This is a genomic window from Halobacterium sp. CBA1126 (assembly GCF_009741975.1).
Taxonomy (GTDB): domain Archaea; phylum Halobacteriota; class Halobacteria; order Halobacteriales; family Halobacteriaceae; genus Halobacterium.
Map to the genome: position 1 here is coordinate 20,512 of NZ_WPCF01000020.1, position 11,432 is coordinate 31,943.

Annotated in this window: 11 protein-coding genes and 2 pseudogenes; 1 reads left to right on the forward strand and 12 read right to left on the reverse strand. The window is 64.8% G+C overall.

Annotated features, from left to right (window positions below; all coding sequences use genetic code 11):
* Nucleotides 1-138 precede the first annotated feature (138 nt).
* The 8 genes and pseudogenes from GJ634_RS16590 to GJ634_RS04540 form a co-directional block, all read right to left on the reverse strand.
* The gene (locus GJ634_RS16590; protein ID WP_331713988.1) at nt 139-1,047 is read right to left on the reverse strand and encodes a DMT family transporter; all 909 of its coding nucleotides are present in this window, start codon (nt 1,045-1,047) and stop codon (nt 139-141) included.
* A 191-nt stretch (nt 1,048-1,238) separates the two neighbouring features.
* Nucleotides 1,239-1,571: an SHOCT domain-containing protein gene (locus GJ634_RS04510; RefSeq protein ID WP_157500705.1), complete on the reverse strand. Its 333-nt coding sequence runs from the start codon at nt 1,569-1,571 to the stop codon at nt 1,239-1,241.
* Nucleotides 1,568-2,614: an NAD(P)/FAD-dependent oxidoreductase gene (locus GJ634_RS04515; protein WP_157500706.1), complete on the reverse strand. Its 1,047-nt coding sequence runs from the start codon at nt 2,612-2,614 to the stop codon at nt 1,568-1,570. The genes GJ634_RS04510 and GJ634_RS04515 overlap by 4 nt, the downstream gene beginning before the upstream one ends.
* Complete coding sequence (gene trxA / locus GJ634_RS04520) at nt 2,615-2,974, reverse strand: thioredoxin (RefSeq protein ID WP_157500707.1); 360 nt, start codon at nt 2,972-2,974, stop codon at nt 2,615-2,617.
* A gap of 166 nt (nt 2,975-3,140) precedes the next feature.
* A complete protein-coding gene (locus tag GJ634_RS04525) occupies nt 3,141-3,545 on the reverse strand; it encodes a helix-turn-helix domain-containing protein (protein WP_157500708.1) in 405 nt (134 codons plus the stop codon).
* Nucleotides 3,546-3,688: 143 nt separating this feature from the next.
* Nucleotides 3,689-4,699 carry a sulfite exporter TauE/SafE family protein gene (locus tag GJ634_RS04530; protein WP_197425395.1) on the reverse strand — a complete coding sequence of 337 codons (1,011 nt, stop codon included), beginning with the start codon at nt 4,697-4,699 and terminating at the stop codon, nt 3,689-3,691.
* A gap of 451 nt (nt 4,700-5,150) precedes the next feature.
* Nucleotides 5,151-6,440, reverse strand: a pseudogene (locus tag GJ634_RS04535) (MFS transporter).
* Between the two features lie 3 nt (nt 6,441-6,443).
* Nucleotides 6,444-7,553: a rhodanese-like domain-containing protein gene (locus tag GJ634_RS04540; RefSeq protein ID WP_157500709.1), complete on the reverse strand. Its 1,110-nt coding sequence runs from the start codon at nt 7,551-7,553 to the stop codon at nt 6,444-6,446.
* An 89-nt stretch (nt 7,554-7,642) separates the two neighbouring features.
* Between GJ634_RS04540 and GJ634_RS04545 the strand changes: the two genes are divergently transcribed.
* Nucleotides 7,643-8,377, forward strand: a complete 735-nt coding sequence (locus tag GJ634_RS04545) for a helix-turn-helix domain-containing protein (protein WP_157500717.1) — start codon at nt 7,643-7,645, stop codon at nt 8,375-8,377.
* A 16-nt stretch (nt 8,378-8,393) separates the two neighbouring features.
* Here GJ634_RS04545 and GJ634_RS04550 read toward each other — a convergent pair.
* The 4 genes and pseudogenes from GJ634_RS04550 to GJ634_RS04565 all read right to left on the reverse strand — a co-directional run.
* Nucleotides 8,394-9,568 (reverse strand): annotated as a pseudogene (locus tag GJ634_RS04550) (inorganic phosphate transporter).
* 9 nt (nt 9,569-9,577) lie between these two features.
* Nucleotides 9,578-10,036, reverse strand: coding sequence for a YeeE/YedE family protein (locus GJ634_RS04555; protein WP_157500711.1), 459 nt, complete (start codon nt 10,034-10,036; stop codon nt 9,578-9,580).
* Nucleotides 10,033-10,590 (reverse strand): YeeE/YedE family protein, encoded by a 558-nt coding sequence (locus GJ634_RS04560; RefSeq protein ID WP_157500712.1) that lies wholly within the window; start codon nt 10,588-10,590, stop codon nt 10,033-10,035. The genes GJ634_RS04555 and GJ634_RS04560 overlap by 4 nt, the downstream gene beginning before the upstream one ends.
* A gap of 8 nt (nt 10,591-10,598) precedes the next feature.
* A partial coding sequence (locus GJ634_RS04565; RefSeq protein ID WP_157500713.1) for an MBL fold metallo-hydrolase occupies nt 10,599-11,432 on the reverse strand: 834 nt, incomplete at its 5' end.

Here is an 11,432-nt window from a genome sequence, read left to right on the forward strand (position 1 = left end):
CTTGGTTGCCGAGTATCACCGCGGTTGAACCGGTGCAGATGTGACAGCCTAGCTCGTTCGCGGCTGCCGCTTTCCCCGTCGCTCGTGACCGACGATTCGTAGACGGAGTGGTTGTAAACAGCAGCTAGAGGGCCGGTCTCACGTCGCGGGGTAGTAGGTATCGAGTATCACGTCCCTCTCGATGAGGACGAACCCGGCGAAGATGATGAGGAAGCCAAGCAGGCTCACGGTCGCCAATCGGTTGTCGAACAATACCAATCCGATCGGTGCTGCGACGATTGGTTGCAGATAGAAATTGAGGCTCGTTCGAGCCGGTCCGATTCTGTCGATGAGTTCGAAATGGACGGCGTACAAGACGGCTGTCGCGAGGAGGCTCTCGACGAGAACACCAGTGATGGCGGCAGAACTCCACGTGATCGCACTCAGCGAGTGACCAAAGACGACGGCGATACCGTGGTTTACGGCCGCAGCAAGGACCACACCCCACGCGGTGAGCGCGAGACGGGGAAGCGCTGGTTGCACCCGCTGGGTCAGCACGGTGCCGAGGGCGAATATCGCGACGCTCCCAATCATCAATCCGAATCCGATGAGACGGTCTGCATGAATGGCTGCCGCCGACGGCTGGGCGACGATACCAACCCCGAGGCATCCGAGGAGGATGCCGAATGCATCGACGATGTCAAGCGAGGCTGTTGGCAACAGGAGGACGGCGAATCCCGTCGTCAGGACTGGCATGAAGCTGTAGGCAATCGCGCCGACGGCACTGGTGACGTACTGCTGGCCGGCGAACAAGATGGCGTTCATGACCCCGAGCGTGAACACGCCGACGACGCCCACGCCGAGCACATCGCGGCGCGTACGGGGGAGCCAGTACGTCGAACTCCAGCCGGCGACGGCGAGTAACGCCACGCCGGCGATGTCGAGGCGGAGTGCCGCGAACAGAAGTGGCGGCACGTCCGGCATGCCAAGCTTCGCGCCGACGAAAACGAGCGCACCACAGACGCTGTATATGCCGAATAGGAGGAGGTTCTGATACTCAGTCCGCACTGGTTTGGCTTTCCGCTCACCGATGCATATATCACATGGTGTTCACCGTCGACTCTGTGACGGCAGTTCGGTAACGAGCATGCCGGCCTCCCCATCGAGTCGACACACCTACCAGACCGCCGTGCTCCTCTCGTACACAATTCGGGTTTCGCCCTGCGATGCCGCCGTCGCTCCGGGCGGTGCGTTACCGGTCACTCCTTGAGCCGACGCCGGCGCTCTTCGAATTCCTCCTCGGAGAGCTCGCCGCGGGCGTACCGGGACCGAAGCGTCGAGAGTGCGGCATCCGTCTGGTTCTGTTCCTCGACCGAAGCACGCCCGTGCACGAACACACCGTAAGCGACGATTGCGACCACACTCAGCAGGACGACCGACCAGACGAATGGCCACAAGGTGAAACCGCCCATGCCGCCGCCCATCCCACCATGACCACCGCCCATTTGAGCAGTGGCTATGCCGGAGGCTGCGAACGAGAAGGCAGACCCAGCGGCACCACGTACGAGGACGGCGGCGAACGTGGAAATCATGGTGCTGGTTGTTCCGAACGGCCTGGTACAGTAGCGGTCGATTCGTCTGCGCCCGGGAGCGTCTCGAGGAATTCCTCGGCGTCGAGAGCAGCCATGCTTCCGGTGCCGGCGGACGTGATTGCCTGTCGGTAGCGGGGGTCAGCGACGTCGCCGGCAGCGAACACCCCCTCGACAGCCGTCTGGGCTGTGGGGCGGCCAGCGTCGTCGGTCTGCGTGAAGATGTAGCCGTCGTCGTCGCGCTCGACGCCGGTCCCCTCGAGGAACTGCGTGTTCGGCGTGTGACCCACGGCGTAGAACACGCCGCCGACGTCGACCGTCTCTCGTTCGACGTCGATTCCGGACTCGGCCTTCTCCCGGGGGTATCCGTCGGGATGGGAGACGAGCGTGGCGCCGGTGACGCCCTCCGCTTGGGAGCCGTGGATGGCTTCGAGTTCCGTGTTCCAGCGGAACTGGACGGCCTCGTGGTCGCGGGCGCGGTCGGCCATGATTTCCGATGCTCGCAGCTCTTCGCGGCGGTGGACGACCGTCACGGAGTCGGCGAACTTCGCGAGGAACAACGCCTCTTCCATGGCGCTGTCGCCGCCACCGACGACGAGGACGTCGTCGCTGCGGTGGAACGCGCCGTCGCAGGTCGCACACGTCGAGAGCCCGTGGCCCATCAGTTCGTCTTCGTTCTCGGCACCGACCCAGCGCGCGCTCGCGCCGGTCGCGACGATCAGCGACCGCGTGTAGAGCGTGTCGCCGGTCGACAGCGACAGCTCCAGCGGCTGGCCGTCCAGGGCTGCGCCCTCGATGCGGCCGTGTTCGAACTGTGCGCCGAACTCCTCGGCCTGCTCTTTGCCACGCTGGACGAGGTCCATGCCGCCGACGCCGTCAGGGAAGCCGAGGTAGTTCTCGACGTCGGTCGTCAGCGTGAGCTGGCCGCCCGGCTCGTCGCCCTCGAGGACGAGGGGGTCGAGGTCGGCGCGCGCGGCGTAGACGGCTGCCGAGAGGCCGGCGATTCCCGATCCGGCGATGACGAGGTCGTGAATGTCCTGGGCCATTTACTCGGTGTAGGTCTCGATGAGCGTTCGGAGTTGGTCTTCGCCCTGGAGACCGACGACTTCCTCGACCTGTTCACCGTCGGCGAACAGGATCAGCGTCGGCACGCCTTGGACGCCGTAGGCGGCGGCGAGCTCCTGGTTGGCGTCGACGTCGACTTTCGCGACGGTCGCGTCGGTCTCGGCGGCGAGCGTCTCGACGGTCGGTTCGAGCATCTGGCACGGCCCACACCAGTCGGCGTAGAAGTCCGTGAGCACGACGTCGTTGTCTGCGATGACGTCGTCGAGCTGGGACTGCCCGTCGACGTGGAGCGGTTCGGTCGTGGACGCGGTGCCAGCGTCGGATGCAGTATCAGTTGCCATCACCAGTACGTATGCACCAGCGCTAATTAAGGGTTTTGGATAATATGTACAATACTACCCAATACAGGATACCGACAGGAAAGAGCGGTCGTAACGCGGTAACAGCCAAGAAGCTGCGTCCCGAGACGAGTCCCAGAACTCGAGAGAGCGAGAGAAGTGGAAAGGGTTAGCTTTCGGCGGGCGGGGCCGTAGTCTCGGCCTGTTCGTACTTGGTCTCGAACTCCTGGATGAGCTGGCCCATCTTCGCGTACCAGTCGTTGAGCAGCCGCTGCATGTCGTCGGCGATCTTCGAGGGGTCCGTCGGCGAGTAGACGTGATAGTAGCCGCCCTGGTCGTAGTTGATCTGGTTCTTCTCGATGAAACCGGTCTGGAGCAGACGCTGGACGGCGCGGTAGGCGGTCGAGCGTTCGCGGTCGACTGCCTCGGCGATCTCGTCGACGGTCAGCGGTTCGTCGGCCTCGACGAGCGCCTGAAAGCACTCCTTATCGAGCTCTTTGAGGCCGTGGAAGCACTCCAGCAGCCCCTCACACTCCATGTCACTGCGGAGTTGTTCAGACATCGAATCTGGCATTATTATCACTAGTACGTAGTGGATATGCCGATAAAAGGTTTGTGTATAGATTCCACAATCGCGCGCTACACAGGCCACACTCGGTCGACAGCCCGAACAAACGCCCAGCGGAGTGTCGCGCCGGTACCGTACTCGAGGGCGGATCAATCTGATTGCGATGTAGTCAGCCGACACCACCGTCCAGTCTGATCAGAGCGCAATCGACAGACGGCCGCAACCACGACGGCGCCACTAACGAGGAGCGCGGCTCCGAAAATCAGTACGGTGCTCAACGTGTTGAGCACCGCGATATCGTAGACGGTTCCGAGTTTGTTCGAGGCGACAGCGAGACTCCCGGCGAGGAGCATCGCGGCAAAATACCCTTTAATCTCGTCTTCGTCGACGAGATTTGTCGCGCCCGCTCCGATGCGCGCACCGAGAGCGCTCCCGAGGAGGAGGAACGCGACGACGGGGAGCGCGACGGCCCCGGATTGCGCGTAGGTGAACGCGCCGAACGCGCCGGAAATCGTAATCTGGAGGATGTCCGTTCCCACGGCGATCGCAGCGGGGACGCCGAGGCCGTACATCATCGCGGGCATGAGGAGGAATCCACCGCCGACGCCGAGGAACCCAGATAGAATCCCGATAACGAGGCCGACAGCGAAGACGATCGTCCCGGAGACGCGGACGCCACCGCGCAACGTCACCATCGGCGGGAGGTGAATTGACTGGACGCGGTCGGCGAGATCAGTATCCGTATCGCCGTCGTTACTGCTGTCAGTCCAGGAGTCACGGAGCGTAAACAGTCCGACGGTAGCGAGCAGGCCGACGTATGCGACGTTGATGACGAGATCGGCCATCCCGGTCGCTTCGAGGAAGAACACGACGCTCTTCCCGGCCTCGATACCGACGGTCATCGCGACGGTCATGATGACTGCGAGTTTGTAGTCGACTTGTCCGTGGTCGCGGTGGCGGAGCGCGCCGATCACGCTCGTCCCGAAGACGAACGCCAGTCCGCTGCCGACGGCGACCGTCGACGGATATCCCATCACGAGTAGCGCGGGCGTCACGAGAAACGACCCGCCCATGCCGAAGAATCCGAAGAGGGTCCCGATGAGCAGCCCGAATCCAACGAACACGCCGACCATCAGTAGGCTCAATCCGAGTATTTCCATCGTCATTCACCTCCTAGCGCGTCGAGGACGGTTGGCTGGGCGACCCTTGTGAGTGCGCCGTACCCCACGTAGAGTGCGATAGCTTGCAGAAAGACGATTCCGACTGTAACTGCGGCCTGTGCTGACCCGCTCAGCGTTTCGAGACCGAACATCTCACGACACCCTTGGTAGTATTGTGGGATTCATGGGATTCTACTCGACTTCACCTAACTCGCTGTATCACTTAACGGTTGTGGAAACACTATACAATACTATTTGGAGCAGTACGGTATATGTTATAGAAATCGGACGCAGACCTCGGCGAACATGTAGACGCCCCACACGATGGACAAAGGAGGAATTCCAGCCACCCCGATATCCTATAGTGACGTCAGCCACGGCTACCCACTCGTCACGTCCGCAACGGGCACACCGTCGGAGGACAACGAACTACTGCGACCGAGAGAAGCTGTTAGTCCTGAGCAGTCATCGCGGAAGACTCGGGACTCGCTGGCGCCGGGGGCTCGTGAGTACCAAACTCGGGATGGGTCTCCTCCATCCAGACGTACACCACCGCGCCGGACGCGAACATCAGCCCGGCGGTTACGTAGAACGCGGCAGCCGCGTTCACGAACTCCATCGAGAGCCCGATCAGGACCGCACCGACGGCGTACCCAGAGTCGCGCCACATCCGGTAGACGCCCATCCCCGCCGAGCGCCACGTCGGGTGGGCCGCGTCACTCGGCACCGTCATGAGATTCGGGTACAACAGCGCCATCCCCAGTCCAGAGACGCCGGCCAGCACGGCCCACGGGACGTAGCTATCGACAACCACCATCCCGAGAACGCCCCCGCCCGCGAGGAACATCCCAGCGATCACGGGCGGCCGACGGCCGATGCGGTCGGCGAGCCCGCCGGTCGCAATCTGGAGGAAGTACATCGCGCTGTGGACGCCAACGACGACGCCGACCGCACCGATGCCCAGCCCCTGACTCGTGAGGTACAGCGGCACGGCAATCCAGAACAGCGTATCGACGAAGTTCTCGACGTGGCCGGCCTGCGCCGCCGCGAACAACGTCCGGTCGCCGTACGTCGCGCGCTTCAACACTTCCTCGAACGGTAGGTCCGCGTCGTGGTGGTCGTCGTCGCCCTCGGCCTGCGCGTACTGGACGGTCTCCTTGATCAGGAAAATCGAAACGAGGAGCGCCAGCACGACGACGACGCCGAGGAAGTAGAACGGCTCGGGACGCAGCCCCCACTGGCCGGCGATGACGCCCGTGAGCCAAGCACCAACGGCGAGACCCGTGTAGCCGAACGCCTCATCAATTCCGACTGCGAGCCCGCGCTGGTCGGGGCCCGCGAGGTCGATCTTCGCGTTAATCGCCATGCTCCAGGTCAACGCCTGGTTGACACCCAGCAGGACGTTCCCGACGGTGATCCAGCCTCAGCTCGGAGCGAAAATGAGGATGACCGGCAGCGGGAGCGCCGTCGCCCACCCGGCGATGAGAACGGGCTTACGGCCGTACTCCTCGCCCCATTTGCCAGCGTAGAGATTGAGGAGCGACTTCACGACGCCGAACGAAACGACGAACGAGCCAATCACGAGGAACGACTCGACGCCGAGAACCTCCTCCCCGAGCACGGGGACGACAGTCCGCTCGGAGCCGATGGTCAGACCGGTCGCGAACACAAGCAGGACGTGCAGCGAGAACTGCCCGAGGTGCTCGCGGATGCCCTGTTTGAGGTCGGTTGTGGTACTCATGGATTACTCGGCCGCACAGTTGTTCGGACCCAGTTCCAGCTCGGCTAGTTCATCCTCGGGGACCGCCTCCTGGCCGACGTTCGTCCGCTTGACGCGTTCGAAGTTCGGCGGGTGATCCGGAATGTCCGACGCGAGCTCCTCGACGAACTCGTCGCGGTCGCGGCCGAGGTCGTCGTTCCGTGCTCTGACCGCCGCGAGCGTGGCGGCCACCGGCGGTTCAGGCGATCTCGGATCGTGTGCTGGTAAGACCACCGCGTCGTCAGGGCAGTCCAGCAACCGCTGGAGGCTCTCGTACAGCGTCGCGGCGTTCCCTTCGACGTCGGCGTCCTCAATACCGGCCTCGACCCCGAGTTCGACGCGGCCGACGCTGTCGTGGAACAGGGTGTCGCCAGTCAGAAGCGCCGCCCCCTCGACGTCGAAGGAGACGCTCCCCTCGCTGTGGCCGGGCGTGTGGACGACTTCGATGTCGAGGCTTCCGACCGTCACAGTCTGTCCGTCCTCGACCGGCGTCGCGTCGAGTGCGAGCGCATCCTTCTGGTGGAGATAGTAGGGAACGTCGTGGCGAGCAGCGAGGTCTGCTGCCCCTGAAACGTGGTCCGCGTGGGCGTGCGTGTCGAAGACGCCGACGAGATCGGCGTCATACTCGTCAAAGACAGTGTGGTACTCGTCGAGGTAGTGGGACGGGTCGAAGACGGCGGCCTCACCGTCCGAGACGAGGACGTGCGAGAGACAGCCCTTCCCCGGACGCGCGACCTGGACGACCGTGCCGTCGATGTCGGCCGGTACCTTCGCGCGCCGGTGGACGCGGCTCCAGCCGTTCATCCCGTCCGTCAGCGTCACCGCGTCGTACCCCAGTTCCCGGAGTAGTTCCGTCGCCGCCTGTGAGACGACGCCCGCGGCACAGACGGTGACGATCCGCTCGTCGCGAGGGAGGTCAGTGAGCGGTTCGATCGCCTGTTCCGGGTCCTCAGTGAGTTCGTCGTAGACGTCGACGTTGCGGCTGCCCGGGATGTGCCACTCCTCGAACTCCTCCTGATGGCGGATATCGAGGACGAGTGGCGCATCGTCGTCCTGTAGCTGTTCACCGAGTTCCGCTGGCGATATCTCCTGCATCGGTACTCCGGATTAGCAGTGATATTCGCATATGGGTACTGCCGTACATGACCGGTACCGATAACCGCGTCGACGACGAAGCGTCCCGTATGGGCCTGTACGAGGCGTCGGTTCGGGTTAAACACGAGTGCCCCTACCGGAAGATATCGGAGCGGTATCCCGACTTGACCATACGGGAGTGGCCGTTGAGCGACTGCCAAGTGCTCGAAATCAGCACGGAGACGACGCCGAGCGAGGAACTACTTGACGAGATCGACGAGATCGGAACCGTCCTGCACGAATCGGCGGACGAAGACGGGTACCACGTCGTGACCCGGTCCTGTCTCTGTTCGCTCGAAGCGTCGATCGTCGACCGCTTCGAGGAGCACAACTGCCTGTATCAGTCACCGACGATCTACCGCCAGGGCTGGGAGCACTACACAGTAGTCGCGTTCGATGGTGACGACATTCGTGAGTTGCTCGGCGATCTGCGATCCGACCGGGAGATCGAACTCCTCTCGAAGACCTCGATCTCGGAGACACAGATCCCCCACAGCATGCTGGCACCGGCGAGTCAGCTGTTCGAGGACCTTACTGACCGACAGCTCGCGGCACTCCAGTTAGCACTAGAACGTGGCTACTACGAACAACCGCGGCAGACCTCCCTCCGGGACCTGGCCGAGCAGACGTCAGTCGCCCGCTCGACGTACGAAGAACACCTCCGGAAGGCAGAGAACAAACTCCTCACGAACGCGGGGCAGTTCCTGCGGCTAGTCACCGCGACTGCCACGTCGGACCCCTTGGGGATCGAGGCCGGCCGACAGACCGAACAGCCCGCCGACTGATCTCGGTCCCGGGCGGTCACAACAGAAGCGAACCGGCGACGTACGCGAGCGCGAACGAGAGGAGGAACGACCCTGCCCACGCCCCGACTGTCAGGAAAATCTTTCTGGCATCTACTGCTTCCCGACCTCCGACAGCGGCGCCACTCCCGATGATGGCGCTGACGACGATTTCGTTGAACGAGACGGGGACGCCCAGCAGCACTGCTAGCTGTGCGATGAGGAACGACGGCACGAGCGCTGAGATGGAGCGCCGCGGCCCGAGCGATGAGTAGTCCTGGGCGAGCGACTTGATCATCCGCGGCGCGCCCGTCCACGACCCGACGAGCATCCCGAGGCCGCCGCCAACGAGCACGGCGAACGTCGAAACCATCCCCACCTCGTCGAGCAACGGCAGCAGCGGCCCGACAGCGAGGCCGACCTGACTCCCGCCGGCGGAGAACGCCACGAGCGACCCGAGCGCGAGCAGCACTCGACGCAGGCCACCGCGTTCGTCGCGACTCACGTCCCACCAGACGGCGCCCGCGATGGCCAGCGACGCGAGGCCGGTAATTCCGACTGCCGATACCAGTCCATCGACGGCTAGGATTCGCTGTCCGAGCCCACGGACGGTTCCCGCCGTGCTTGCCTCGCCGAGGAAGCTGAACTGAATGTTCACGAGGACGGCGCCGACGAGGCCGGTGAGTGCCGGGATGCTGTACCGTTCGGGGACGTCGGGGCGCGGGAGGAGGCTCGCGATGGTGAACGCGATGCCGCCGCCGACGAACGGCGTCAGCACCCAGACGGCGGCGATCTGGCGGTACTTCGGCCAGACCGGCGTGCCACCGAGGGCGAGGCCGACGCCGATGACAGCGCCGGTCACGGTGAACGCAGTCGCGATCGGGTAGCCGGTCGTGATGCCGACTGCCATCAGCCCTGCGCCCAACACGAACACGAGGATGACACCGGCGATGGGTAAGCTGATGCCGCCGACGAGCCCGCTCCCGACAGCTTCCGAGACGCTGCCGCCCTGCGTGACGGCGCCGGCGAACCCGAAGATGCCGACGAGCAGCGCGGCGCGCATCGTCGCGATGGCGTTCGCGCCGACGGCGGGTGCGAACGGTGTGGCGCCGCTCGACCCGGCGCCGATAACCCACGCCATGAACAGCTAGCCAGCGCTGCGCCGACGAAGAGGGCGATGAGAGCGGGGTCCATAGAAGTGGGTTAGTCTGCGCCCGCCGGAGACGTGTCACGGCTCTGGCTGTGGCTCCGCCAGTAGCCCTGGGCGTACGCGCCGACGAACATGCCGGCGAGCGCCCACAGGATGGTGACGTTGCCGACGCCGAGGCTCGCGTACGCGGCGCCCGGGCAGATACCGGAGAGCCCCCAGCCGACGCCGAAGATGGCGCCGCCGACGAGAACGTTCCGGTCGAACGGCTTCAGGCGCCGCTCGTAGGGGTCGCCCGTGAGGGGGGCGGCGTCTCGAATCCGGGGCAGCAGGGCGAACGCGATGCCGGAGACGATGGCGGCTCCGAACATGACGAACGGGAGGCCGAGGTCGTCGAACTGGAGGAAGTTCAGCACGACCTCGGGGCGCGCCATGTGGCTGAACCCGAGCCCGAACCCGAACACGATGCCGCCGACGAAGATTAGCGGCTTGAACAGCGGGTGGCGGTCGCTCATGGGCTCACCCCCAGCGCGGCGACGACCTGTGCCGTGCCGATTGCCACGGTCAGGAACGTCAGCACGCCGACCAGCGACGTCTTCGACGCCGAGCCGACGCCACAGACGCCGTGCCCGGACGTACAGCCCTTGCCGATCCGGGTGCCGATGCCGACGAGGATGCCGCCGACGAACAGTCGCCACGGCTGCACCTCTGTCATCCAGAGCGTCACCCCGGCAACCTCGTACAGCTGGCCGGTCGTCCCGGGTTCGTACAGCGAACTCGTGACCAGCCCGGACTGGAACGTCGCCGCGAACGCCAGCCCGCCGAGGATGATGCCGGCCGTGAACACGAGTCGCCAGTCACGCGAGCCGACGTACTGCTGGAAGCGGGACTGGTCGGAGACGTACGACAGCGTCGACTCCAGGAACGTACTCGCGCCGGCCGGGATGCCCGTCCCGATGTAGATTAGGACGGTGCCGAGCCCGACGAGCAGTCCGCCGACGGCGTACCGACTGATCCCGTTGGGGAACAGGTCGGCAGCCGTCTGGAGCAGTACTGGGTCAGCAACCATCGGCGTCGTTAGTCACCCGCGAGGGAGTCCTGGCTGGCGGCGCAGTTGTTCGGCCCGAGCTCCAGGGTGAACGCTTCCTCGTCGTCGACGGCGTTCTGGCCGAGATTCGTCGCGATGATCTCCTCGTAGTTGGCCGGGCGCGGCGGCATGTCCGAGAGGATGAGGTCGACGAACTCCTGTTCGTCCATCGTGAGCGCGTCCATCTCGTCGACGAGCTCGCCGATGGGCGCGGTGTAGGTCCCGTCGTCGGCGGGCTCGGCGGCGTCGCTGAAGTGTGCGCCCCCGATCAGCGTGTCGTCGGGTAGCGTCAGGATGCGCTCCTGCAGGGACTCGTAGAGCATGCGCGCAGCGTCGGGCGCGCCGTCGTCGCCCTCTTCGAGGTCGGGGCGGGCGACGCTCTCGACGAACAGGCCGTCGCCGGTCGCGAGCAGGCTGTCGTCGACGAGATACGAGGTCATCCCAGTCGTGTGGCCGGGCGTGTAAACCGCTTCGATGGTGGCGTCACCGACCTCGAACGTGTCGCCGTCCGCGGCCGCTGTCAGCTCGTCGGCGTACGTGACGCCGCGGTCGACGGCCGCCTGGGGGATGACGCCCTCGACGCCCTCGTCGTCGAGGTCGCGCACGCCAGAGATGTGGTCGGCGTGGATGTGCGTGTCCAGGGCGTACTGCAGGTCGACGCCGAGGTCGTCGGCGTCTTCGAGGTAGCGGTCGGTGAACGCTCGCAGCGGGTCGATGATCGCCGCCTCGCCGTCGTGGTAGAGGAGGTAACCGAGACAGCCCGAGGAGGGGCGCTGGTACTGCAGCAGGGTGCCGGCGCCGTCGTAGCGGTCGATTTCGACGGC